This window comes from Streptomyces sp. NPDC051921 (assembly GCF_040680975.1).
In the GTDB taxonomy this organism is placed as follows: Bacteria; Actinomycetota; Actinomycetes; order Streptomycetales; family Streptomycetaceae; genus Streptomyces.
Genome location: NZ_JBFAXU010000003.1, coordinates 329,079 through 351,164, shown reverse-complemented (window position 1 = coordinate 351,164; position 22,086 = coordinate 329,079). Strand labels below are relative to the sequence as shown.

Below are 22,086 nucleotides of genomic sequence, written 5' to 3'. Positions count from 1 at the left end.
CCCCGTTCGGCGCAGCGCCCGCCCGGAGGGCGGACCCGCGCCTGCGGTTCATTCCACCCGGATCGCGAGCATGCAGGCGTCGTCCTCGGGCCCCGCCTGGTCGGGGTCGGCCAGGAGCACGTCCACCAGTTCCCGCGGGTCGAGCTCGGAGGAACGGCCCATCGTGTGCGCGAGGCGCTCGATGCCCTTCGTCACGTCCTCGCCCCGGCGCTCCACCATGCCGTCGGTGTAGAGCAGCAGCACGTCACCTTCCCGCAGCGGGACCGAGGACGTCTCGTACCCGTACCCCGGGAGGGCACCGAGCAGCGGGCCCCGCCGGGCCGGGTCCAGGGGTTCCGCGCGGCCGTTCCGCAGCAGCAGGGGCGCCGGGTGGCCGGCGTCGGCCCAGTGCAGGGTGCGGCTCTCGTCGATGTGCCCGGCGACCACCGTGGCGGTCTGGCCGACGGGATCGCTGCAGACCAGTTCGTTCAGCCAGGTCGTGATCTCCCCCGCCGAGGCCCCGGTCTGCGCGAGCCCGGCCAGGGCGTGGCGCTGCTGGGCCATCCGGGCCACGGTGTCGAGGCCGTGGCCCGCGGCGTCCCCGATGGCCACGAGCACCCGTCCGTCCGGAAGCAGGCGGCACTTGTACCACTCGCCCCCGGCGGCGGCGTCGGGGCCGCCGGGCGGCGTCGTCGGCCCCCCGGGCCGCACGGCGGCCCGGGGGGGGCCGGCGACCCGGCGCACCGCCGGTCGCGGCGGGACCCCTGGTGCTGGTCCGCGCCGCGACCGGTGTGCTGCGAGGGGGCAGGACGTGGCGTCAGCCCATCGCGCCGCCGCCCATGCCCGTGGTGTCCCCGTGCTGTTCGCCCGACGGACGGATGCGGCCGCGCCACTGGCCGGTCTCGTGCCCGCGTTCCTCGATGAAGCCCTTGAACCGCTTGAGGTCGCCCTTGACCCTGCGGTCCAGGAAGCCGAGGGCGTCGCCGGCCTTCTCGGTCATGCCTTCGGGTTCCATGTCCATGGCCAGCCGGACGCGGGTGTGGTCCGGGTCGAGGGACTGGAAGGTGACGACGCCCTTCTGCTTGACGTCACCGCCCACGGTGCGCCAGGCGATGCGCTCGTCGGGGAGCTGGTCGACGATCTCGGTGTCGAACTCGCGCTGGACTCCTGCGACCTTGGTGCTCCAGTGACAGTGGCGGTCGTCGATCTGGCGGACGGCCTCCACACCTTCCATGAAGTTCGGGAAGTCTTCGAACTGGGTCCACTGGTTGTAGGCGTTCCGCAGCGGAACGTCCACATCGATGGTCTGCTCCACCATGCTCACGGTCATTCCTCCTCATACCGTCCTGGACAAAACGGGCTCGATCCGCGCGTACCCGTCGAGGTACGACTCAATCTCCGCCCAGCGGAACGGAGAGGGACACCTCGGCCGGGTCACCGGGCGGGCCGCCGCCCGGCCGGGGGTCAGGCGGCGGGAACCGCGCGTTGCAGGGCGGTGATGACCCGGTCGAGGGCGTCCGGGCTGTGCGGGTCGGTCAGGTTGGCCCAGAGCTTGAACATGAAGCGTTGGGTGACGGGCCGGTTCAGGCTGCGGGTGGCGACGATCCGCATGACCCGGGGGTGGTTCAGGGCACGCACGACGAGCCGTCCCACCGTGAAGTAGCGCCCGTAGGCCTCACGGATGGCCTCGGGGTAGCGCAGCAGGGCTTCCTCGCGGGCGGGGGCGGTCGGGCGGGCGAGGGCCCGGGTCACGGTCTCGGCGGTGAGGCGGCCCGACTCCATCGCGTAGTCGATGCCCTCGCCGCTGAGCGGGTTGATCATTCCGCCCGCGTCGCCGGTCAGGAGCAGGCCTCGGGTGTACTGCGGGCGCCGGTTGAGCCCGGCGGGAAGCGGTGCGCCGAGCAGCGGGCCGGTGGCGTGCTCCTCGTCGAAGTGCCAGTCGGCGGGGAGGCGGGCGGTCCAGTCCCGGAAGAGCCGCCGGTGGTCGACGTCGGGTCGGCGTCCGATGTGGAAGGTGCCGAGGCCGACGTTGAAGGCGCCGTCGCCGACGGGGAAGATCCATCCGTAGCCGAACGGCATGGAGGCCCTTCCGCGGCTGTCCCGGGTCTCCAGGTCGATCCAGGCCTCCAGGTGGTCCCGGTTGCGGTGCGGTGCCGTGTAGTAGCGGCGCACGGCGACGCCCATGGGCCGATCGGCGCGCGGGTGGAGACCGAGAGCGACGGCGAGGCGGCTGGAGGCGCCGTCGGCGGCGACCACCAAGGGCGCCCGGTAGGTGCGGCGGACGCCGTCCCGACGGGCGACGACGCCGCTGACCCGGCCGGTGGCCGGGGCGACGAGCGGCTCGATGACCTTGGTTCCCTCGAGCAGACGCGCCCCGGCGGTCACGGCCTGCCGGGCGAGCAGCCGGTCGAAGTCCTGCCGGGTCCGTACGAGCCCGTAGTCCGGGTAGGAGGCGACGACGGGCCACGGCATCTCCACCGCGGTGCCGGAGCCGTGGACACGCAGGCCGCGCGTCCTCACCCAGCCGTCGCCCGCCACGTCGATGCCCATGCCGAGGAGTTCCTTGACGGCACGCGGCGTGAGGCCGTCCCCGCAGACCTTGTCGCGGGGGAAGGTGGCCTTCTCGAGCAGCAGGACGTCGTGCCCGGCCCGTGCCAGGTGGTAGGCGGCGCTGCAGCCGGCGGGGCCGGCGCCGACGACGATGACGTCGGCCGCTTCGTCGGGGTGGGGGGACGGGTCCATGGGATCTTCCTCTGCTCGGCTCGTCAGGAGGGGACGACTTCTCATCCGTACCCACGGCCCGGGATCTCGCTCGCCCGTCTTCGGGGTGTTTTCGCGGCGGCCTCCACCGGACGGGGTGCCCCTGCGCGACCCGCCGGGGGGAGCCCTCGGCGCCGATGGCGGAGTGGGGGCCCGACCGGTTCCCGCACCGGGGGGCGGCGCCGGCGGGGTGGGCGGAGAGGGTCTCCTGCGCGGGTGCACCCCGACAGGGGGCGGTCGCCCCGGAACGCGCCTCAGAGGGGGAGCACGGGTGCGGCGCCCTGGCCGTCCACCGGCAGTCGGTAGAGCGCGAACGCCCGGCCGATGACGGGCTGGGCGACGTTGCGGACCCGTACGCCACCCGCCGTCATGCCGTGCTCGGTGCCGAGGTGGGCGTGGCCGTGCACGGCGAGGTCGGCGCCCGCGGTGTCGATGGCCTCGGCGAGGAGATAGCTGCCGAGGAAGGGGTAGATCTCCAGCGGCTCGCCGGCCAGCGTGTCGGGTACGGGGGAGAAATGGGTCAGCGCGATGCGCACCGCGCAGCCGCCCGCGGACAGGTCACCGAGCGCAGCCGTCAGCCGCTCCGCGCTCCGCCGGGTGGTCCGCACGAAGGCCTTCATCTCGGGTTCGCCGAACTCGCCCGCGCTGCGCCCGACGAAGCCTCCGCAGAACCCCTTGGTGCCGGCGACGCCGACCTTCCGCCCGCCGACGCCGATCACGACCGCGTCCCCCTCCAGGACGCTGACCCCGGCCGCGGAGAGGACCCGGGAGACGGCCGCCTCCTCGTCCGAGTGGTAGTCGTGGTTCCCCAGAACGGCCACGACCGGGACCCCGATCTCACGGACCTCCCCCGCCACCACCTCGGCCTCCGTCGCCAGGCCGTGCCGGGTCAGGTCCCCGGCGAGCAGCAGCAGGTCGGCGCAGTCGGGCAGGACGGAGAAGGCGGGCCGCAGCAGTCCGGCGCAGTCCGCGCTCAGGTGGATGTCGCCCACGGCCGCCACCCTGACGGCGTCGTGCGCGTCCCCGGATCCGGTGGTGGAGCCGGGGACCGGCGTGGGCGCGGTCCCGTCCGCGGCGGCTCCGGTCGTCGGCGTGGTCACGGCAGCTCCTCCCATCGGTCGGGCGCGTCCGCGCAGGCCACCGCGAGGTCCGGGCGCACCGTCAGTCCCGACAGCTCGTCGTGGGCGAGCCGCAGGATCTCGTCGCGCAGGGCCGCCGTCGGCACGGTGCCCGTCAGGAGCACGGCGCCGCCCCGGTGTTCCACCTGGACGCCGAGTTCGGCCGTGCCGCCGCTGGCGAGCCGCTCGCGCAACCGTGCGATGCGGTACTCGTCCTCGTGGGCTGCGGTGTGCTCACCCATCGTCGGCCTCTCCTTCCGCCGCCCTGTCGGTCGGGATCACGTCGAGCAGTTGCAGCAGATACAGGAAGGCGGCCGCCATCGGCTTCTCCGAGGTCTCGCGGCGCACCTGGTCCCAGTCGACGCGCTCACGCAGCCCGCGGGCCAGGGGAAGCAGGGCACCGAAGTCGCAGTGGTGCTCGGACAGGGCGGCGAGCCGCCCGACCATGAGGTCCGTCGGGGCGAGGACCGGCATGTGTACGGAGTCCACGGGCAGCGTCGTGGCCCGTCGGAGCAGTTCCGCGGTGACGGGCCGGCCCGCCAGGGCGAAGATGAGGTCGACCTCCTCTCCCCCGCGGCGGGCCTTCACCAGCCAGTCCTCCGGGGGGTCCACGATCTGCACCCCCCGTTGACGCAGCAGTCCGGTGACGGTCTCGGCGTCCTGCCTGCGGACGGCGAAGTCGGTGTCGTGCTGGAGCCGGACCGGGATCCCGTGCGCGTACGCCGCGACGCTTCCGACGAGGGCGAAGGGACAGCCGGAGGTCTTCAGTACGGCGGCGATCTCCTTCGTGGTCTCCAGGATGGCCTGGGTGTGGTCCGGGGGAAGCACCGGAGCCCGGTCGGCCCGCCCGGGCCGGACGCCCCCGTCGCCCGGCCGGAGCCGGTGCGGGTGGGAGAGGGGGGCACGGGCGTCGTCGCGGCGCCCTTCCGTGAGGTTCATGGGGTCCTCCTCCCGCCGTCGCCGAGCGGTGCCTCCAGGGCGGTGGTGCCGGATTCCCAGGCGTGGATGACGGACCGGGCGAACGTGTCCTCGAGCAGGGTGGTGGCCTCGATGCCGAAGGTGACGTCGCCGGCCAGGCCGGGCTCGTCGGCCAGCAGACCCCCGACGACCTCGCGGCGGACCAGCTGCTCGTGCACGGCGTCGGCCTCGACGTGCTCGTCGTAGAACCGCACCGCCGCAGCACCGGCGCCAAGTCGGCGCAGCGCGGCGGCGATCCGCGAGGACGCGGGCGAGGAGGCGATCTCCAGAGCCGCGAAGTGGCCGACCAGGGCGCCACGGCGGGCCCGGTGGAGGCCGAGCAGCGACATCAGGTTCACGGTCGCGAGGGCGGGCGCGCCCACCAGCGGCAGATAGTGACCGTACGTGGCGTCGAGACCGAGGTCGGTCATCAGGTCGGCGTAGAGCCGCGCGTGCATGCGCTCGGAACGGCCGCAGCCGTACTCGTCGAACTGCACCGTCATCATGGCGGCCTTGGCGCGGCCCTGCAGCCGGGGCACCACCCACAGGTGCGGATCGGCCTCCCTGAGCTGGTACACGGACCGCAGGACGGCGTACTCGCGAACGTGCTCCAGGGTGCCGCGCCGGAGCAGGTGGTGGGAGAGGCCACTGCCGTCGGGCGGCTCGGTGAGAAGTTCCTCGAACGCCTCGTCCACCCCCGTGTGGTGCCCGCAGGCGTCGCGCAGGGCGTCCTCGAAGCGGTGCTCCAGCAGGGCGCGCAGCCGCAACAGGTCCGGGTCCCACTCCATCTGGTCCGGCACCTCCTCGAAGCCCCGGTAGTGGAGTTCGTAGGTGAGGTGGAGGGCCAGGTGCAGGTCGGCGCCGAAGGGGTCGGCGTCCGAGGTCGCCCGGCGCCCGGGGAGCGCGCGGGCCTTGCCCCGCAGAAACGCTTCGACGGCCGCCGACAGCTCACCACGGGGTGGTGGCAGATCCGGCCGGGCCGTGCGGGTGTGCTCCTCGGTCCCGCCGAGGAGGGTCTCGCGGGGGTGTGTGGTCGTCATGGCGTGGCCTCCTCGCCGCGTGCCGGGGCCGTGGTGCTCACCGCGCGTCGTCCGCCGCGGCCTGCCCGGCGCGTCCTCCGCGGCCCGTGCGCCGCATCCGACGGCGGTGGCTGGAGTCGCAGAACGGCTCCCTCAGACTGCGCCGACACATGCACAGCGCGATCACGGGGCGTTCGCAGCGGCGGACCGTCCCGTCGGGAAGCACGATCTCCACGGGGCCTTCGATCAGCAGTGGCCCGTCGGCCACGGGCATGATCCGCGTGGCACCGGGCTGCCCGGGGTCGGGCTTCGCGTCCCGGACGCGTTCGTCGGAAAGGCTCACGACACACCTCCACTCGCATCGGCGTGTCAGGGCGGATTCCCCCGTTCGGCACCGATATGCCCGCCGGGTGCCGGAGGAGCCCGACAGTCCCTCGCCCGAGGGGGCGAGGCGCGGCGAGCGGGCCGGCTCAGGCCCTGCGCCGGGACGCCGACCGCCCACGGCACCAGCGCACGACCAGCACGGTGAAGCCGCTCAAGGCCGGCATCCGCATGCCGGCGACGGATCGGGCCTGCCACCGGTCGACTGTCCGCCGCGTCGTGCGCTCGGGGTCGGCGAAAATCTCGTCCTGATCACCGAGGGTCTGCTCGATCTCGGCGAAGACGCGTCGCTCACGCGGGGAGAGTCGGACCTCGTTCACCACGGACCACCTCCTGGCGGGGCTCCTACCGGCGCGAGTGGGCGTCAGACGTCCGCGAGGGGCCGCTTCATGGACGGGCGGGCCGCCCCCACCGCGCGTGGCCCGAGGTCCGGACGGCAGCGGCCGCCCGGACCTCCCTGCCGCATCCCCTATCTGGACCTGGCCCTGTCCACCAGAGCGACACCGAGCGCGGCCAGCCCGATCTGGATGAGCCATTCGATCCAGTCCACCCCGCTCGTGTCGGCGACGTCGGCCGCTTCGGCGATGGCCGTACCGGCCAGCGCCGCCGCGATACCGACGAGGATCATCAGCCAGATCGGCACATGCTGCCGGCCCGGCAGAACCAACCGTCCGAGCAGGCCGATGATCGTTCCGATCACGAGTGCGCTGATGATGCCCGAAATCTCCATGAGCCACCTCCGTCGCCCTCACTCGTTTATCGCGCAACTTCCCGCGCCGTCCGCACTTATGCGTGGGTGATCCAGGGAATACTTTGCGCCATTGCGGCACTCGTGGCGACTGCTGAACGTGAGGGATATCGTGGAATTCAGACCGAGTCCACTGGACTTCAGGCCCATTTTGGCGGTGAACCGTCACGACTAACGCCGACAAGCACAAGAAGGACGACCCCGAAGAACTCCCGCCCGACGCCGACGAAGAGACCGACGACATGGATGTCGACACGGATTCCGACGTCGAGGACGACGCGGACGAGGTCGACGTGGACGACGACGTGGACGAGGACGTCGAGGACGACGACTCGGACGAGGACGTCGAGGACGACGACGTCGAAGACGACGACCGGGACGACGACCGGGACGACGACGTCGAGGACGACATCGAGGACGACGGCCAGGACGACGTCGACGACGAGGACGCGCCCGAAGCGGACGCGGGGGCTGAATCCGACTCCGAGAGCGAGTCGGGAGACGACGACGCCGGCGAATCCACCGGAGCACCCGATCGAGTGCCCGCCGCGGAAGCGCTCCGCAATGCCGTGGAGCAGCTCACCGCGCTTCTGGGCCGGACTCCCGAGTCGGTTTCGGCCCTGAGGCCGACCGAGGAGGGCTGGACAGCGCAGATCGAGGTCGTCGAGATCGAACGAATTCCGGAGACCACCAGCATCCTGGCAAGTTACGAGGTTGCGTTGCGCCCGGACGGGCAGTTGCTGGGGTACGAGCGCGGCAAGCGATATACGCGAGCTCAGGTCGACCAGAACGACCGCTGAGCATGCCGCTCCCTCGGACCGAGGGAGGACAACGTGTCTGTGGTGCAGCAGGGTGGCGCAATGCCTGGGCAAGGCGGCGGCACCGGAAATCTCTACGACGTGCTGGATCTGATACTCGATCGCGGCCTCGTCATCGACGCATTCGTCAGGGTGTCCCTGGTCGGGATCGAGATCGCGAAGATCGACGCTCGCGTCGTCGTGGCGAGCGTCGACACGTATCTCCGCTTCGCCGAGGCCTGTAACCGCCTCGACCTGGAGAGCGGCAGGAACGCCCCGTCGCAGCTGACGGACGTCATGGAGAAGACGACCGAGGGCGGAGCGAAGGGCAAGACCAAGGGTGCACTGACCGGGGCTGTCGAGGCCTTCACCGACTCCCTGACCGGTCAGGGCGAGGAGAAGGAAGAGAAGCGGGAAGAGCGGTCTCGCGATCGGGAGAAGCGCGATGACGACCGCCGCCGTGAGCACCGGTCGTCGCGGCGATCCTCGGAGGACGGCGATTGACGATGGCCCTCTACATCTATGCCATTACGCAGTCGTCGGACTCGCTCGACCTCGACGGCCTGGTCGGCGTGGGCGAGGACGACGCTCCCGTGCGGGCGGTCAGCGGTGACTCGCTCTGCGCCGTCGTGAGCGAGGCGCCGGAGAACATCAGCATGACGCGCTCCGACATCGAGGCGCATCACGCGGTGCAGGAGCGGCTGTGGGAGCAGGGTGCCACGCTGCCGCTGAGCTTCGGCTTCGTCGCCGAGAACGACGAGGCCGTACGCGCCGTACTCGACGAGGAAGCCGAGCAGTTCACGGCCCGCCTCGAAGAACTCACCGATCGCGTGGAGTTCAACGTCAAGGGGCTCCAGGAGGAAGAGGCCGTCCTGCGGCAGATCGTGGACGAGTCGGAGCAGATCCGGCGGCTCAACGAGGCCACGCGTGACGGCGGCGGCGCCTACGAGGACCGGCTGGAACTCGGCCGGCTGCTCAACGACGAGGTGCAGGCCCGGCAGGCGGCGCTCGCCGAATCGGTGCTCGCCGCACTGAGACCGCTGGCGCAGGCCGAACGTCTGGCGGAGCCGTCCCAGCAGTACTTCCTGAGCGCCTCTTTCCTGGTGGACCGCGGGAAGGCCGAGGAGTTCACGCGTGCCGCCGAAGAAGGCTCGGAGGAACTGCCCGAGGGAGTCGAGATACGTGTCCGAGGGCCGCTGCCTCCGTACAGCTTCGCCTGACCGCGACCTGCCGGAGTACGGCCGGGAAGGAACCGCAGGGAGAGACCGTGGGACTGGTGACCGAGATCCTGATGCTGCCGGCCGCGCCCTTCCGAGGCGTGGGGTGGGTGCTGGACAAGGTGGTGCAGGCCGCCGAGCAGGAGTACTACGACCCCGGACCGGTTCAGGAGGCGCTCGCCGCCCTCGAACGGGAACGGGAGGAAGGCCTCATCGGCGACGAGGAGTTCGAGGAGCGGGAAGAGCCGCTCATGCAGCGCCTTGAGGAGATCCGGGCGTACCAGCTCCGGAATGCCGGGGCGGGCGGCGGATAGGCGGCGCCCCGGTCGGTCGGCAGGCCGGAGCAGGAGCGGCTGCCGCGGCGAGGAGAGAATCATCATGAACAACGGCAAGATCGGCGCCGCCCTGGTCGGCGGCTACGTGCTGGGACGCACGAAGAAGGGGAAACTCGCACTCGGGCTGGCGATGGCCCTGGCAGGGTCGAAGATCAAGCCCGGGCAGGTCGGGAAGACGCTCGCCCACTCGCCGTTCCTCAGCAATGTGAACCAGCAGGTCCGCGGCGAGCTCATGACGGCGGGCAAGGCAGCGGCGACGACGGTGCTCAACGCCAAGGCCGAGCACTTGGCGGACGCCCTGCACGACCGGACCGAAGGCATGCGCGAAGGGAAGCGGGAGGAGGACGAGGAGGGCGACGTCGACCGTGCGAAGGACACGGAGGAGTCGCCGGACGACGAGAGCCCGGACCGCGAGGACGGCTCGGAGCAGAAGCGGAAGAGCACGGCCGACGAGGACGAGCGTCCGCCTCGCGGCGAGAAGGGCAAGTCGGCCGACGAGGACGAGGGCAGCAAGTCCCGTCCGCGGCGCAGCACTTCTTCCTCCGGCCGCAGCACATCCCCGGCGGCGAAGTCCGAAGGAACGGCCAAGCGGTCGACGCACCGGGCGTCCACGTCCGCGTCGTCGAAGAGCACCCGTTCAGGAAGTACCAGGAGGCGGGACGATGGCTGACAGGAAGGGCTCGGAACGGGGAGCGAAGGACGGCTCGGACGCCGCCCGCGGCTCCGGCGGGTCCGGAGGACAGAAGCTGTTGGACCGGAACCCCGGTGCCAACCGCCTGACGGAGGAGCTCGAGTCGTACCTCCAGGCCCGCCTGGAGAAGGCGCTCACCGGGGTCGGCCACCGCATCGGTGACGCGGCCGAGAAGGTGGGCGGGGCGCACATCGGACCGCGCGCCCTCATGCACGTGGCCGGTCACGGCGGTAAGAAGCTGGTCGAGGCCGTGACGCCCGACAAGGTCTCCTCGGCGACCTCCCACATCGCGGAGACGGCTTCCCACGCCAAGGACCGGCTGTCCCACGCCAAGGACACGGCCGCGGCCGCCAAGGACGCCATCGTGGACAAGGTGACCCCCGGTGATTCGGACGAGCCGCGCTCCTCCGCCTCCAACGCCGGCAAGAAGAACCTGACCATCATCGAGGACATCGACGTCGGGGTTCCGGTCGCGGAGGCCTACAACCAGTGGACGCAGTTCCAGGAGTTCAGCCAGTTCGCCAAGGGCGTCGTGTCGGTCGAGCAGGAGGACGAGACGACCACGCAGTGGCAGGTGAAGGTCGCGAAGTCGAACCGGGCCTTCAAGGGAACCATCACCGAACAGGTCCCCGACGAGCGCATCGCCTGGACCTCCGAGGGCGCCAAGGGCACGACCAGAGGCGTGGTCACCTTCCACCCGCTGGGTGAGAACCTGACCAAGGTCCTGCTGGTCATGGAGTACTACCCCAAGGGCATCATCGAGAAGGCGGGCAGCCTCGTACGGGCACAGGGCCGGCGCACCCGGCTCGACCTCAAGGCCTTCCGCACCTTCGTCATGATGAAGGGCGAGGCGACCGGCAGCTGGCGTGGTGAGATCCGCGGCGGCAAGGTCGTCGCCGGCCCGGACGAGGAGTCCGACGAGAGCCCCCGGGACGAGGCCCCTGACGACGAGGACGACGAGTCCCGGGGCGAGGGCGGGGACGAGGAGGACAGGGATCAGGAGGAGGACGGGGGCGAGCCCGAGGACGAGTACGAGGCCGGGGAAGAACCGGACGAAGAGTACGACGAGGACGAGGACGAGGAAGACGACGAGGACGACCGGCCCGGTGCGGAGGCCGAGGCGGAGGAGTACGACGAGGAGGAGGAAGAGGAGGAGGAGCCCGAGGAACGGTACGAGGACGACGAAGACGAGGACGACGAGGCGGCGGAGGAAGAACACCCCACCCGTCGGAGCCGTAAGCGCTGACGCCCAGGGAGCGAGGTCGAACCGTCGTGGCTGCATCGGACCCCGCCGGCCCCTCGGTCGCGCGCCCGCTCTCCCCGTACGGGCAGTCCCAGGGCGCGAACCTCGCCGACATCCTGGAGCGGGTGCTGGACAAGGGCATCGTCATCGTCGGAGACATCAGGATCAACCTGCTCGACATCGAGCTGCTGACCATCAGGCTCCGGCTGCTGGTCGCCTCGGTCGACAAGGCGAGGGAGATCGGGATCGACTGGTGGGAGCACGACCCCGACCTGTCCTCGCGGGCCGAACCCCGGCGGGAACTGGAGGAGGAGAACGAACGTCTGCGCGCCGAGGTCAAGGCGTTGCGCGCGCGGTCCCGGTCCCGTTCCGAACTTCCGGAGGGCTCGACCCGACGGCGCCGTGCGTCCGAGTCGGAGGCCGAGCGGCGGCCGGCGCCCGAGCGCAGGAGCCGACGCCGGGAGGCCGAGGGCAGGAAGAGCCGCGCCCGTGCCGAAGCGGACACCGGAGCCGACGAGGACACCGATGCCGAGGCGGGCGCGGAGAGCGAGACCGAGGTCGACGACGTGAGCGAAGAAGACCGGGACTGACGTCATGGACGAAGAGCTCAGTTACGCGTACGCCGTCGTCCGCCCCGCCTCCGCACTGGACGAGGACGCCCTGCGCGGCGTCGAGGGCGTCGCGTCGGCAGCGGTGCGTCTGGTCGACGCGGGCGCGGTGGCGGCCGCGGTCAGTTCCGTCCCGGAGGGCGAGTTCTCCGAAGAGGCCCTCAAGGTCCGCTTGGAGAACCTGGACTGGCTCGAGCGGGTGGCGCGTGCGCACCACGGCGTCGTGGAGTTCCTCGCCGCCCGCACGACGGTGCTCCCCCTCCGACTGGCGACGGTCTACGTGGACGACGCCCGTGTGCGCGACGTGCTGCACCGGGGGGCGGAGACCTTCACGCGCATGCTGAACCGGTTCGCCGACCACGTGGAGTGGGGGGTGAAGGTCTATGCCGAGGCACCCCGCGGCCCCGCCGCGCCGGACGGCGCCGACGCGGACGCCCCCGACCCCGGCCGGGCCTACCTCCGCCGGCGTCGACAGCAGCGCGAGGACCGGGGGGCCGCCTGGTCGGCCGCCGCCGAGGCGGTACGGAGGATCGAGGCGGAGGCCGGCGGGGTTGCCGTGGAGCTGGCGCACCACCGACCGCAGCAGGGCCAACTGGCCGTCGGGACGGGGGAGAACGTCGCCAACGACTCCTACCTCGTGCCGAACGACCGGTCGGACGAGTTCTGTGAACGCGTCCGGCGTTCGACCCTGGACCTGCCCGGGGTACGCGTCGAGATCACCGGACCGTGGGCGCCCTACTCCTTCGCCGTGCTCACGGAACCCGACGCGCCGGAGGAGATGCGCACACCATGACGGCTCGCGACCAGGCGGCGCTCGCCCAGCGGGAGGTGGCCCTCATCGACCTGTTGGACCGGTTGCTGAGCGGAGGTGTCGTCCTGACCGGCGACCTCGTGCTGTCGATCGCGGACGTCGACCTGGTGCGGATCTCCTTGCGCGCCCTCATCATCGCCGTCCAGGAGGACGACCGGTGGACCCTCACCCCCCTCCCGCCGGGCCCCGCCGACGCTCCGGGTCCCGCACTCGCCCCGGAGGGACGGCACGGTGACCACGCCCCCTGACCGCCCCGTCGCAGCGGGGTCCGTCCGGCGGCGCGAGGTCGCCGACGCCGCGCGACGCGCCTTCGCCCTGCTGCCGGCGCGCGCGGACGAACTGTCGGACGCCGAGCACCGGAGGCGCAGTCCCGCGCGACGTCTCCACGCCGACCCGGACACGGTGGAGCGGGACCTCGTCGCCCTCGTCCTGACCATCGTCGAACTGCTGCGCCAGCTGATGGAACGTCAAGCCCTGCACCGCGTGGACCAAGGCGATCTCACCGAGGAGCAGGAGGAAAGGCTCGGCCTGACGCTGATGCTCCTCCACGACCGGATGGTCGAACTCTGCGACCACTACGGGCTGACGCTGGAGGACCTCAATCTCGACCTGGGCCCGCTCGGCACGCTGCTGCCGCCCTGAGGGCGCGAAGTCGCGGGCCGGTCCTGCCCCCTCTCCCGGATCCGCCGGCCGCGGCGCGGCCCGTAGCCAAGGGGCAGAGCGACGCGGCGGCCGTCATGGACGCCTGGACGTCCCGGATCCGCCGGCCGTGGCGCGGCCGCTCATGACCTCCTGCGCAACCTGCGCAGGGCACCCCGGAACGACAGGCCGTGTTCCGTCCACACCAGACCGACTGCCGCTCCCAGGACCAGCACCACCCCGATCGCGATGAAGAAGGACATGAACGCGAACACGGTCCCGATCAAGCCGTACTTCTCGTCGTAGCTGACGATCAGGTCGGAGAAGATCACCGAGAACACCGCCATCATGCCCACCCAGCAGACACCCGTCGCGACCGCGCACGGCAGCAGCCCGCGCCAGGCGACCCGGCCGGCGAGCAGGAACCACATCGACAACCAGAAGAAGCCGACGGCCGCCACGAGGTGGGTCGCCCAGAACAGCACCGGCCCGCTCGCGCGCAGCCCCGGCCCCGCCACGGAGACCGCGAACATGGCGCCCACGACCAGCGCCAACCAGAGGAAGGCGCGTACCGAGTCCGCCACCCCCTTGCCGGAGACGTCGAAAACCCGCTGGTACAACTGCTGGACCGCCTTCGCCCCGGCGAGCCCCGCCAGGACGAAGAACACCCAGGACATCCCGGTCACCGCGGCGGAGATGGCGGACGAGGAGGCGAAGAGCTGACCGACGTCCGCCGCCGCCTGCTCGCTGAGGCCCAACCGTCGCGACAGCGCCGATGCGGCCGACTGTCCGGCCAGAGCGGTCACGATCAGGAAGAACGGCACCGCGCACAGCAGCAGCGTGGCAGCGAGCACCATGGCCTGGCCGATGAAGTCCACCGCGCCCAGCCGCTGCCGCAGGGAGTCGGCCCACGACCCCGTGTACCTCCCCCTGCCCCACTCGGCCGCACGCCGCACGCGGCCGACACCTCTCCGTGCCGCGGACCCCGCACCCGGCTGCCGAGGGCCTTCCGTCACCGACGGTCGAGCCGGCTGCCCGACCCGCCCGCCCTTCGACGCGTTGCTCGCATTCATGTTCCTCTCCTGCTGACGCGTTCGCCCGGAGGTCGGCGATCCGCTCGGGCGCGCGGGTTCGGGATCCGGCACCCGGCGATCACACGGCCGGCGGGGCATGCCCTACCTCGATCGTCTCTCGCACCGGCCGCCTGCGCAGGGGCCGGCCGGGCCCCGGCTGACGCGGCCGTCATCCGGTGCCACGATGAAGGGAGGATGTGTCTCCGGGCGCCTCAGGGAGGCGATCATGGGCCGCGAGTACCACTTTCACTGCGAGCACGCGGGTTGCTCGGTCACCGTGGACCTGCGAACGGGCGGGACGCGGGAGCTGGATCTCCTCGTGGACGGCAAGGAGGTCGCCGCCGCCCGCGTCAGCGGCTACCGCGCCCGGACGGCGGTGATGAGCGCGCTCCTGCCCACCGACCCCCCTCGCGGCATCGAGGTCGAGGTGGCGCTCCCGGGCGCGCTCGGCGGTGAGCCGTCGAGCACCCTGGTCGCGGACGGCGAACGCAGGCCCATGCCGGCCCGCGAGGTGCCCCGGCGCTCGCGCCCGACCGAGGCCTCCTGGTACTCCTGAACGGGCCCCCGGCGCACTCCTGAGGGGTCGCCCGGCGCGCGAGCCGACGCCGCCCGGACGCATGACGGCATGTCACCGCGTCGGTGTCGGCGGCCCGTGGGGTTCGGGAGTCCGCGGCCCGACGGTCGGTCGCGGACCGAGTCGTTTGGACACGACGTAGGCGACCACGACCGTGACGATGACGAGGGGCATGACGGTGAGGCCCTGCGATCCCAGCAGCAGGGTGGCCAACAGCACCGAGGTCAGCGGGAGCCCGAGCATGGTGACCGACATGGCCCCGATCCCCATCGCGAACGCGGGGGTCAGATCCAGCCCCGGAAGGTGGGACAGCGCGATCCCGCCCGCTGCTCCGAGGAACATCGCCGGGAAGATCGGGCCTCCCCTGAAGGCGCTCAGCGAGGCGCAGTACGCCAGGCCCTTGCAGGCGAGGAGGAGGGCCAGCGTACCGACGGAGAACTCGGCGCTGTTCGCGACCAGCGGGCCCAGGGCGGACTGCCCCGAGTACAGCACCTCGGTCGCGGCTCTCCCCGTGCCTTCGGCGTAGGCGATGGCGAGCGCTGCCACCGCCAGGCCCATCAGTACGGTGGCGGTCACACGGTGCCGCTCGACACGGGCCTGCGCCAGGAGGGCGAGCCGCCGGATGCCCGTGCCGACGAGGGCCGCCGCCAGTCCGATGACGAGCGCCCAGCCGAACTCGGCGATGTCGGGCGTGTGGGCGTGCGGGACTTCCGGAAGCGCGAGGGAGTACGTGCCGAGGCCGGTCCAACTGTCCAGACCGATGAAGACGAGCGAGCCGATGCCGGCGGCGAGCAGACCGGGCACCAGGACGATCCCGAGCATCGGCCCGCCGATCCCCGACGCCTCCATGAGGAGGAACGCCCCGGTGAGGGGTGACCCGAGCAGGGTGCTGACCGCGGCGAAGCTTCCTGCTGCGCCGACCACGGCCACGGCCTGCTGCGGCAGGTCCGGCTTGAGCAGGCGTACGAGCCAGACGGCCGTGCCGCTGCCGAGGGCGATGAGGGGCGCCTCGGGACCGAGCACGGCGCCGAGGGCCAGCGTGGCCACGGCGGCGAGGAGGATTCCCGGAAGCTCGCGCGGTTTCGGGGCGCCGCTCGTCGACAATCCCTCGGCGGGCCTGTGGCCGCCGATGCCGGGAAGGTAGCGGATGGTCGCTCCGACCAGCAGGCCCGCGACGGCGAGCAGCGGCAGCGGCCACCAGGGAGGGGTCGTCCGGAAGCCCAGGGCCTTGGGCAGGCTGGTGTAGGTCCACGGCTGGAGCTCGTCGACCAGGGCGAGGAAGCCGTACGCGGCCGCGGAGATCGGCACGCCGAGAGCCGCCGCCATGACCAGGAGCCCGACGTATCCGCGGGTCCTGACCAGGGCGAAGGGATCCGGAGGCGGCTCGTCCGGTGCTCCGGCGGGGCTGTCGGCCGACATGCCTATCAGCTCCTTGGCCCGACTTGCGTCGGCATCGTGGCGGTCACCGGGTGTTCTGGACGTGGTACCACGCGACCCGCCGCGCACCGGACCGGCTCACCGTCGTGTGGGGCGGTCGGGTGACGGGCGTGCCGCGCCCTGGCCCGGTGGACGACCCGTGGCGCGGGCGTGAGCGCCCCGACTACCCCGCGATTGCACTTATCGCGCGTATGCAATTATTGTGGAGGCACATAGAGAGCCCACTCAAGCAATCATGAAAGGGTTGAGCCATGCCGCTCGCACTCCTCGCCCTGGCAGTCGGGGCCTTCGGGGTCGGCACGACCGAGTTCGTCGTCATGGGACTGCTGCCCGAGATCGCCGCCGACTACGGCGTCTCCATCCCCACCGCGGGCCTGCTGGTCACCGGCTACGCGCTCGGCGTCGTCATCGGCGCGCCCCTGCTGACCGTCCTCGGCGACAAGGTGAGCCGCAAGCGGATGCTCACGCTGCTGATGGGCCTGTTCGTGATCGGCAATCTGGTCTCCGCCCTCGCCCCGAGCTTCGGGGCGATGCTGGCCGGCCGCGTGATCGCCTCGCTCGCGCACGGCTCGTTCTTCGGCATCGGGTCCGTCGTGGCCGCCGACCTCGTCGCGCCGGGCAAGAAGGCCGGCGCCATCGCCACCATGTTCACCGGCCTGACGGTCGCCAACATCGTCGGCGTGCCGCTCGGCACCTTCATCGGCCAGGCGGTCGGCTGGCGCACCACCTTCGCGATCGTCGCCGCACTCGGTGTGATCGGGCTGCTCGGCATCGTCAGGCTCGTTCCCGCCATGCCCCGCCCCGAGGGCGCCCAGCTGCGCCGCGAGCTGAAGGCGTTCCGCAACCCGCAGGTGCTGCTCGCGATGGCGATGACCGTGCTCGGCTTCGGCGGCGTCTTCGCCGCGATCACATACATCGCGCCGATGATGACCGAGGTCGCCGGCTACTCCGACGGTGCGGTCACCTGGCTGCTGGTCCTCTTCGGCGTCGGCATGTTCCTCGGAAACCTGCTCGGCGGCCGGTACGCCGACCGCGCGCTGATGCCCCTGCTGTACACCACCCTCGGCGGGCTCGCGCTCGTCCTCGCGCTGTTCACCGTGGCCGCCCACAGCAAGGTCCTCGCCGCGATCGCCATCCTCCTCGTCGGAGCGCTCGGCTTCGCCACGGTGCCCCCGCTGCAGAAGCGCGTCCTCGACCAGGCACACGGCGCGCCCACCCTGGCCTCCGCCGTGAACATCGGTGCCTTCAACCTCGGCAACGCGCTCGCCGCCTGGCTCGGCGGCCTCGTCATCGCCGCCGGCTTCGGCTACACCTCCCCGAACTGGGTCGGCGCCGTCCTCGCCGCCGCCGCCCTCGGCCTCGCCGTCTGGTCCGCCGCGCTGGAGCGGCGGGCCCCCGCGGCCCCCGCCGCGGACGCCGGGGCGGACGCCCGCGTCCTCGTCCACCACTGACCCCCTCCCCCACGCCCCCTTCCCTCCTCCCGCACCCCATCCCCCAGGAGAAGCGCCATGAGCACCACCGCCGTCACCCCGCTGACCACCGCCGAGGCCGAGACCCTGCTCACCACCGCCCGCCGAGCCGCCGAGGCCGCCGGCGTGGCCGTCAGCGTCACCGTGCTCGACGCCGGCGGGCACCTGCTCGCCTTCCGCCGCGACGACCGGGCGGTGCTGATCTCCGGCGAGACGAGCACCCGCAAGGCGTACACCGCCCTGCAGCTCGACGCCCCCACCGCCGACCTGGTGGACCTGGTCAAGCCGGACGGCCCGTTCCACAGCCTCACCACCGCGCTCGACCGGCCGCTGCTCTTCATCGCCGGCGGCCTGCCCGTCCACCGCGACGGACGGCTCATCGGCGCCGTCGGTGTGGGCGGCGGCGCCCCGGAGCAGGACCACGCCTTCGCCGGTACCGCCGTGGCCGCCCTCGCCTGATCCGTCCGCCCCCAGGGACTCCTGGGGCGGACACGACAGTGCTCCCGCACCTGGCCCGGCCGGCCGGTGCGGGAGCACTGTCCTTCTGTCAGCGGTGTCAGTAGGCGCCGAAGACGTTGTCGATGGAGCCGTAGCGGTCGGCGGCGTAGTTGCAGGCCGCCGTGATGTTGGCGACGGGGTCGTACGGGTCGTTGGCCGTGCCTTCGACGTGGTAGGCCCGGAAGGTCGGGTCGATCACCTGGAGCAGGCCCTTGGAGGGGGTGCCGGCGAGGGCGTTGGAGTCCCAGTTGTTGATGGCCAGCGGGTTGCCGGACGACTCGCGCATGATGTTGCGGTGGATGCCGTCGTAGCTGCCGGGGATGCCCTTCTTGGCCATGATGTCCAGCGCCTCGCGGATCCATCCGTCGAGGTTGTCCGGGTACGAGGTCGCCTTCGCCGGCGCCGCCGCCTGGACCGCGGCGCCCGCGCCCGCGCCGGTGCTCGCCTTCGTGGCGGTCGGGGCCGCCGCGCGCTTGACCCCGGAGAGCGCCGCGCCGGTCGCGTCGACGGTCAGCCGCATGCCGGGCCGGATGAGGGCCGGGTCGGCACCGACGGCGCTCCTGTTGTCGCGGTAGACCTTCTTCCAGCCGCCCTTCACCGCGTACTTCCGGGCGATCTTCGAAAGGGAGTCGCCGGCGACGACGGAATAGCGCACCGTTCCGGGCGCCTTCGCCACCTGCGCGACCTGGGCCACCCGAGCCGCGGCCTTTTCGACTGCGACGGTCTGGGCCGCCTGCGGGGTGACCGCCCCGGCGGTCGTCGCGCCGGCCAGCGGCAGGGCCAGCGCGGCGCTGCCGGTGATGCCGACGGCCGCGATGCCGCGGGCGAACGGGGACTTCTTGGAACGGCGGTGCTTGGCGTGTCCACGCATGGCGGGGTCCTCTCCTCCGCCTGCGAGGTGAGCTGTCGGGTTCGGGCTGGAGATGCCCGGCCGCGCATGAGGCACGGCTTCACCCCGAGCCGCCCCGGTATCCGGGGACGGCGGCGAACCTGGGTCCCCCGCTCCTGCCGGAAGTGGTCGTGTGTGCGGTTCCCGGGCGGCGGCAGGATGAGGCGTTTCCGTCCGGTTGCCGGGTGACCGTAAGCGAATTCATCCGGCGAAAACAAGACGGAAATTAATCAAAGCAAATGGATCATTCCGGGAAATAGAAAGGATCAATCCACTCACCCACGCGGTGCTCGCCAACCCCTCCCCGACAGCGCGCATCTGACGTCCCGGCAGCACTCTCCGGGGCGAAATGGCCGTGACTCAGATCACGCACACCGCACCGTGCACCACTACGGCAGAGAAATAGCTCCAATGCCGGAATTCCTTCAGCATTCCGGCATTGGAGCTCAATAGCGGGACATCTACCTCTTTGTCCGAATGTGCACGATGTGGGTCAGCGCGCGGGCGCGCGGCTGGGCTCCTCGTCGGCCTCCATGTCCTCGCCCTCGGTGTCGAGGTGCGGCAGGATCCGGTCGAGCCAGCGCGGCGTCCACCAGGCACGGCTGCCCAGCAGTGTCATCACGGCGGGGACGAGCAGGAGCCGCACGATGGTGGCGTCGATCAGGACGCTGACCGCGAGCCCCAGGCCGAGCATCTTGATGACGATGTTGTCGGACACGATGAAGGCCGCGAAGACGCTCACCATGATCAGTGCGGCACAGGTGATGACCCTCGCGGTGATCTCCAGGGCGTGGGCGACGCTCGCCTCGGCGTCGCCTGTGCGCAGCCACGCCTCCCGCACCCGGGACAGCAGGAAGATCTCGTAGTCCATGCTGAGGCCGAAGACGATGGCGAACATCATCATCGGCACGTAGCTCTCGATGGGCACCTTGCCGGAGACGCCGAGCGCGGGACCGCCCCAGCCCCACTGGAAGACGGCCACGACGACGCCGTACGAGGCGGCGATGGACAGCACGTTGAGGACGGCGGCCTTGACGGCCACGAGGAGCCCTCGGAAGACGATGAGGATGACCAGGAAGGCGAGCGCCACCACCACCGCGATGATCAACGGCAGCCGGCTGGAGACGATGTCGAGGAAGTCGACCTGGGAAGCCGTGGTGCCGGTGACGTAGGTCTTCGCGTCCGTGCCGGCCACCGCCTGCGGCAGCACGTCGTCGACGAGGTGGTTGGTGAGCTGGGTGGTCTTCTCGTCCTGCGGGGAGGCGACCGAGTAGGCGGTGCCGATCAGCACGTCACCGTCGGAAGTGGGCTGCAGGGGGGTGATGGAGGCCGCGTCGGGCACGTTGGCGAGCGACTGCTGGAGCTTGCCGGCGAGCGCCGAGCGATCGGATGCCGGCACCGCGGTCTGGTCCACCACGAGGGTCAACGGCCCGTTGGCGCCCGGCCCGAAGGCCGTGGAGATCAGGTCGTAGGCGCGCCGGTCGGTGAACGACTTGGGGTCGGCGCCGTCGCCGATGTGCCCGAGCTGGATGAAGAGCAGCGGGAAGGCCAGGATGACCAGCGCGACCACGCCGCCGACCAGGAAGTACCAAGGCCGCCGCTCCACCCGCTGGGCGTAGCGGTGCCAGGTGCCGTGCGCGGTGGCACCGGGTTCCGCGTCGGTCTCCGCGACGGGTTTGCGCACGTGGTAGCGGTCGATGCGGCGCCCGACGAGTCCGAGCATGGCCGGGACCAGGGTGAGCGCGGCGATGACGGCGGTGACGACCGTGAAGGCGGCCGCCAGGCCGAGTTTGCCGATGAAGGTGACGCCGGAGACCCACAGCCCGGACAGGGCGATGATCACGGTGCAGCCGGAGACGAGGACCGCCCGGCCGCTCGTCGTGGTCGCCAGACCCGCGGATTCGGCGGGATCGTGCCCGTTCATGACGTTCTGGCGGTGACGCGTGATCAGGAACAGCGCGTAGTCGATGCCGACGCCCAGTCCGATCATGGTGGCCAGGGTCGGCGAGACCGTGCCGAAGGTGAAGGCCGCCGCCGTCAGACCGAGCAGCGCGAGTCCGCAGATCGCCCCGATGAGGGCGGTGACCAGCGGCATGACCGCGGCGATGACGCTGCCGAAGCCGATCAGCAGCACCACGATCGCGACGGCGAAGCCGATGGCCTCGCTGGTGCGGTCGTCGGCCGCCGGCCTGGCCAGTTCACCGAGCGATCCGCCGTACTCGACGTCGACTCCGGCGGCGCGCAGCGGCTGTACGGCCGCGTCGACGCCGTTCAGGTAGTCGTCGCCCAGGGTGGACGGCGGGACGCTGAAGCGGATGGTGATGTAGGCGGTCTTGCCGTCGGTGGACAGCGGGCCCGTGTTGGGCACGCCCGAGGGCGGGGTCGGCGGGGGTGTGCCCGGCGGCGGCAGCGGGTTCTGCACGGTGAGCACGTCGGGCAGCTTCTGGAGCGACGCGACCACCGAGTTCACCGTGGAGGCGTCCTGGGTGAGCGGCTCGGAGGGGTTGTTGAGGACCACCTGGGCGCCGTAACCGCCGGCGGACGGATCGTGCGCCTGCAGCACGTCGAGTCCCTCGGTGGACTGCACACCGGGAAGCGAGAAGTTGTCGGAGTACTGGCCGCCGACCGCCCGGTCGGCGATCTGCAGTCCGGCGACGGCCGCCAGCCACAGGACGATGACGACGATGAAATGCCGGGCGCACCAGTGCCCCAGCCGGTAGAGAGAGCTCTTCTGCGCCTTGGCGCTGATCGTGGGCCTGTGCGCTGACGGTCTGCCCTGGGCCGGGCTTGCTGCGTTCATGGCACCGCCGAGTTCGGATGGGAATGTCCCCGAGCGGAAAGAC

26 protein-coding genes, 1 pseudogene and 1 riboswitch are annotated in these 22,086 nt (G+C 71.6%); of the genes and pseudogenes, 13 read left to right on the top strand and 14 right to left on the bottom strand.

Features of this window, described 5'->3' with window-relative positions; genetic code table 11:
- Window positions 1-48 precede the first annotated feature (48 nt).
- The 10 genes from AB0M16_RS06320 to AB0M16_RS06275 form a co-directional block, all read right to left on the bottom strand.
- Entirely contained in the window at window positions 49-597 is a 549-nt protein-coding gene (locus AB0M16_RS06320) for a PP2C family protein-serine/threonine phosphatase (protein ID WP_365339326.1), read from the bottom strand.
- Between the two features lie 199 nt (window positions 598-796).
- The gene (locus tag AB0M16_RS06315; RefSeq protein ID WP_365339495.1) at window positions 797-1,303 is read right to left on the bottom strand and encodes an SRPBCC family protein; all 507 of its coding nucleotides are present in this window, start codon (window positions 1,301-1,303) and stop codon (window positions 797-799) included.
- 140 nt (window positions 1,304-1,443) lie between these two features.
- Window positions 1,444-2,721, bottom strand: a complete 1,278-nt coding sequence (locus AB0M16_RS06310; RefSeq protein ID WP_365339324.1) for a geranylgeranyl reductase family protein — start codon at window positions 2,719-2,721, stop codon at window positions 1,444-1,446.
- A 272-nt stretch (window positions 2,722-2,993) separates the two neighbouring features.
- Complete coding sequence (locus tag AB0M16_RS06305; RefSeq protein WP_365339493.1) at window positions 2,994-3,740, bottom strand: metallophosphoesterase; 747 nt, start codon at window positions 3,738-3,740, stop codon at window positions 2,994-2,996.
- A gap of 95 nt (window positions 3,741-3,835) precedes the next feature.
- On the bottom strand, window positions 3,836-4,099 hold the full coding sequence (locus AB0M16_RS06300; RefSeq protein WP_365339322.1) for a BON domain-containing protein: 264 nt from the start codon (window positions 4,097-4,099) through the stop codon (window positions 3,836-3,838).
- A complete protein-coding gene (locus tag AB0M16_RS06295; protein ID WP_365339320.1) occupies window positions 4,092-4,796 on the bottom strand; it encodes a nucleotidyltransferase family protein in 705 nt (234 codons plus the stop codon). Before AB0M16_RS06295 ends, AB0M16_RS06300 begins: the two co-directional genes overlap by 8 nt.
- The gene (locus tag AB0M16_RS06290; protein ID WP_365339318.1) at window positions 4,793-5,854 is read right to left on the bottom strand and encodes an iron-containing redox enzyme family protein; all 1,062 of its coding nucleotides are present in this window, start codon (window positions 5,852-5,854) and stop codon (window positions 4,793-4,795) included. Before AB0M16_RS06290 ends, AB0M16_RS06295 begins: the two co-directional genes overlap by 4 nt.
- Window positions 5,855-5,891: 37 nt before the next feature.
- Window positions 5,892-6,176 (bottom strand): CDGSH iron-sulfur domain-containing protein, encoded by a 285-nt coding sequence (locus AB0M16_RS06285; protein ID WP_365339316.1) that lies wholly within the window; start codon window positions 6,174-6,176, stop codon window positions 5,892-5,894.
- A 127-nt stretch (window positions 6,177-6,303) separates the two neighbouring features.
- Window positions 6,304-6,537, bottom strand: a complete 234-nt coding sequence (locus tag AB0M16_RS06280; protein WP_365339314.1) for a DUF3040 domain-containing protein — start codon at window positions 6,535-6,537, stop codon at window positions 6,304-6,306.
- 146 nt (window positions 6,538-6,683) lie between these two features.
- On the bottom strand, window positions 6,684-6,944 hold the full coding sequence (locus AB0M16_RS06275; RefSeq protein WP_365339312.1) for a GlsB/YeaQ/YmgE family stress response membrane protein: 261 nt from the start codon (window positions 6,942-6,944) through the stop codon (window positions 6,684-6,686).
- Between the two features lie 260 nt (window positions 6,945-7,204).
- Here AB0M16_RS06275 and AB0M16_RS06270 point away from each other — a divergent pair, with 260 nt between their 5' ends.
- From AB0M16_RS06270 to AB0M16_RS06225, 10 genes and pseudogenes are all read left to right on the top strand, one after another.
- Window positions 7,205-7,762 carry a gas vesicle protein gene (locus tag AB0M16_RS06270; protein ID WP_365339310.1) on the top strand — a complete coding sequence of 186 codons (558 nt, stop codon included), beginning with the start codon at window positions 7,205-7,207 and terminating at the stop codon, window positions 7,760-7,762.
- Between the two features lie 33 nt (window positions 7,763-7,795).
- Complete coding sequence (gene gvpJ / locus AB0M16_RS06265; protein ID WP_365339309.1) at window positions 7,796-8,263, top strand: gas vesicle protein GvpJ; 468 nt, start codon at window positions 7,796-7,798, stop codon at window positions 8,261-8,263.
- A 2-nt stretch (window positions 8,264-8,265) separates the two neighbouring features.
- Window positions 8,266-8,979 carry a GvpL/GvpF family gas vesicle protein gene (locus AB0M16_RS06260; RefSeq protein ID WP_365339307.1) on the top strand — a complete coding sequence of 238 codons (714 nt, stop codon included), beginning with the start codon at window positions 8,266-8,268 and terminating at the stop codon, window positions 8,977-8,979.
- A gap of 47 nt (window positions 8,980-9,026) precedes the next feature.
- Entirely contained in the window at window positions 9,027-9,290 is a 264-nt protein-coding gene (locus tag AB0M16_RS06255) for a gas vesicle protein GvpG (RefSeq protein WP_365339305.1), read from the top strand.
- A gap of 64 nt (window positions 9,291-9,354) precedes the next feature.
- Window positions 9,355-9,981 carry an ABC transporter substrate-binding protein gene (locus tag AB0M16_RS06250; protein WP_365339303.1) on the top strand — a complete coding sequence of 209 codons (627 nt, stop codon included), beginning with the start codon at window positions 9,355-9,357 and terminating at the stop codon, window positions 9,979-9,981.
- Window positions 9,974-11,248 (top strand): SRPBCC family protein, encoded by a 1,275-nt coding sequence (locus AB0M16_RS06245; RefSeq protein WP_365339301.1) that lies wholly within the window; start codon window positions 9,974-9,976, stop codon window positions 11,246-11,248. The genes AB0M16_RS06250 and AB0M16_RS06245 overlap by 8 nt, the downstream gene beginning before the upstream one ends.
- 26 nt (window positions 11,249-11,274) lie before the next feature.
- Window positions 11,275-11,598 (top strand): annotated as a pseudogene (locus AB0M16_RS06240) (gas vesicle protein); the annotation flags it as partial.
- Between the two features lie 241 nt (window positions 11,599-11,839).
- Entirely contained in the window at window positions 11,840-12,646 is an 807-nt protein-coding gene (locus AB0M16_RS06235; RefSeq protein WP_365339299.1) for a GvpL/GvpF family gas vesicle protein, read from the top strand.
- On the top strand, window positions 12,643-12,912 hold the full coding sequence (locus AB0M16_RS06230) for a gas vesicle protein (RefSeq protein WP_365339297.1): 270 nt from the start codon (window positions 12,643-12,645) through the stop codon (window positions 12,910-12,912). The genes AB0M16_RS06235 and AB0M16_RS06230 overlap by 4 nt, the downstream gene beginning before the upstream one ends.
- A complete protein-coding gene (locus AB0M16_RS06225; RefSeq protein WP_365339295.1) occupies window positions 12,896-13,306 on the top strand; it encodes a gas vesicle protein K in 411 nt (136 codons plus the stop codon). Before AB0M16_RS06230 ends, AB0M16_RS06225 begins: the two co-directional genes overlap by 17 nt.
- A 140-nt stretch (window positions 13,307-13,446) precedes the next feature.
- Here AB0M16_RS06225 and AB0M16_RS06220 read toward each other — a convergent pair whose 3' ends face one another.
- On the bottom strand, window positions 13,447-14,259 hold the full coding sequence (locus AB0M16_RS06220) for a YhjD/YihY/BrkB family envelope integrity protein (RefSeq protein ID WP_365339293.1): 813 nt from the start codon (window positions 14,257-14,259) through the stop codon (window positions 13,447-13,449).
- Between the two features lie 343 nt (window positions 14,260-14,602).
- Here AB0M16_RS06220 and AB0M16_RS06215 point away from each other — a divergent pair, with 343 nt between their 5' ends.
- On the top strand, window positions 14,603-14,932 hold the full coding sequence (locus AB0M16_RS06215; RefSeq protein WP_365339292.1) for a hypothetical protein: 330 nt from the start codon (window positions 14,603-14,605) through the stop codon (window positions 14,930-14,932).
- 72 nt (window positions 14,933-15,004) lie between these two features.
- Here AB0M16_RS06215 and AB0M16_RS06210 read toward each other — a convergent pair whose 3' ends face one another.
- A complete protein-coding gene (locus tag AB0M16_RS06210; RefSeq protein WP_365339290.1) occupies window positions 15,005-16,369 on the bottom strand; it encodes a chloride channel protein in 1,365 nt (454 codons plus the stop codon).
- A 269-nt stretch (window positions 16,370-16,638) separates the two neighbouring features.
- On the opposite strand from AB0M16_RS06210, the gene AB0M16_RS06205 reads away from it, so the two are divergent.
- Window positions 16,639-17,838, top strand: coding sequence for an MFS transporter (locus tag AB0M16_RS06205; protein WP_365339288.1), 1,200 nt, complete (start codon window positions 16,639-16,641; stop codon window positions 17,836-17,838).
- Between the two features lie 57 nt (window positions 17,839-17,895).
- Complete coding sequence (locus AB0M16_RS06200) at window positions 17,896-18,315, top strand: heme-binding protein (RefSeq protein WP_365339286.1); 420 nt, start codon at window positions 17,896-17,898, stop codon at window positions 18,313-18,315.
- A 97-nt stretch (window positions 18,316-18,412) separates the two neighbouring features.
- Here the strand turns inward: AB0M16_RS06200 and AB0M16_RS06195 are convergent, their stop codons facing one another.
- Both AB0M16_RS06195 and AB0M16_RS06190 read right to left on the bottom strand, forming a co-directional pair.
- A complete protein-coding gene (locus AB0M16_RS06195) occupies window positions 18,413-19,225 on the bottom strand; it encodes a LysM peptidoglycan-binding domain-containing protein (RefSeq protein ID WP_365339284.1) in 813 nt (270 codons plus the stop codon).
- A gap of 4 nt (window positions 19,226-19,229) precedes the next feature.
- Window positions 19,230-19,385, bottom strand: a riboswitch (cyclic di-AMP (ydaO/yuaA leader).
- 351 nt (window positions 19,386-19,736) lie between these two features.
- Window positions 19,737-22,043, bottom strand: coding sequence for an MMPL family transporter (locus tag AB0M16_RS06190; protein WP_365339283.1), 2,307 nt, complete (start codon window positions 22,041-22,043; stop codon window positions 19,737-19,739).
- Window positions 22,044-22,086 lie beyond the last annotated feature (43 nt).

Coding starts and splice junctions, on each gene's coding strand:
- AB0M16_RS06310 (WP_365339324.1), bottom strand. CDS start 2,721: ATGGACCCGTCCCCCCACCCCGACGAAGCGGCCGACGTCATCGTCGTC.
- AB0M16_RS06300 (WP_365339322.1), bottom strand. CDS start 4,099: ATGGGTGAGCACACCGCAGCCCACGAGGACGAGTACCGCATCGCACGG.
- AB0M16_RS06295 (WP_365339320.1), bottom strand. CDS start 4,796: ATGAACCTCACGGAAGGGCGCCGCGACGACGCCCGTGCCCCCCTCTCC.
- AB0M16_RS06290 (WP_365339318.1), bottom strand. CDS start 5,854: ATGACGACCACACACCCCCGCGAGACCCTCCTCGGCGGGACCGAGGAG.
- AB0M16_RS06275 (WP_365339312.1), bottom strand. CDS start 6,944: ATGGAGATTTCGGGCATCATCAGCGCACTCGTGATCGGAACGATCATC.
- AB0M16_RS06270 (WP_365339310.1), top strand. CDS start 7,205: ATGGATGTCGACACGGATTCCGACGTCGAGGACGACGCGGACGAGGTC.
- AB0M16_RS06260 (WP_365339307.1), top strand. CDS start 8,266: ATGGCCCTCTACATCTATGCCATTACGCAGTCGTCGGACTCGCTCGAC.
- AB0M16_RS06250 (WP_365339303.1), top strand. CDS start 9,355: ATGAACAACGGCAAGATCGGCGCCGCCCTGGTCGGCGGCTACGTGCTG.
- AB0M16_RS06245 (WP_365339301.1), top strand. CDS start 9,974: ATGGCTGACAGGAAGGGCTCGGAACGGGGAGCGAAGGACGGCTCGGAC.
- AB0M16_RS06235 (WP_365339299.1), top strand. CDS start 11,840: ATGGACGAAGAGCTCAGTTACGCGTACGCCGTCGTCCGCCCCGCCTCC.
- AB0M16_RS06230 (WP_365339297.1), top strand. CDS start 12,643: ATGACGGCTCGCGACCAGGCGGCGCTCGCCCAGCGGGAGGTGGCCCTC.
- AB0M16_RS06215 (WP_365339292.1), top strand. CDS start 14,603: ATGGGCCGCGAGTACCACTTTCACTGCGAGCACGCGGGTTGCTCGGTC.
- AB0M16_RS06210 (WP_365339290.1), bottom strand. CDS start 16,369: ATGTCGGCCGACAGCCCCGCCGGAGCACCGGACGAGCCGCCTCCGGAT.
- AB0M16_RS06205 (WP_365339288.1), top strand. CDS start 16,639: ATGCCGCTCGCACTCCTCGCCCTGGCAGTCGGGGCCTTCGGGGTCGGC.
- AB0M16_RS06200 (WP_365339286.1), top strand. CDS start 17,896: ATGAGCACCACCGCCGTCACCCCGCTGACCACCGCCGAGGCCGAGACC.
- AB0M16_RS06195 (WP_365339284.1), bottom strand. CDS start 19,225: ATGCGTGGACACGCCAAGCACCGCCGTTCCAAGAAGTCCCCGTTCGCC.
- AB0M16_RS06190 (WP_365339283.1), bottom strand. CDS start 22,043: ATGAACGCAGCAAGCCCGGCCCAGGGCAGACCGTCAGCGCACAGGCCC.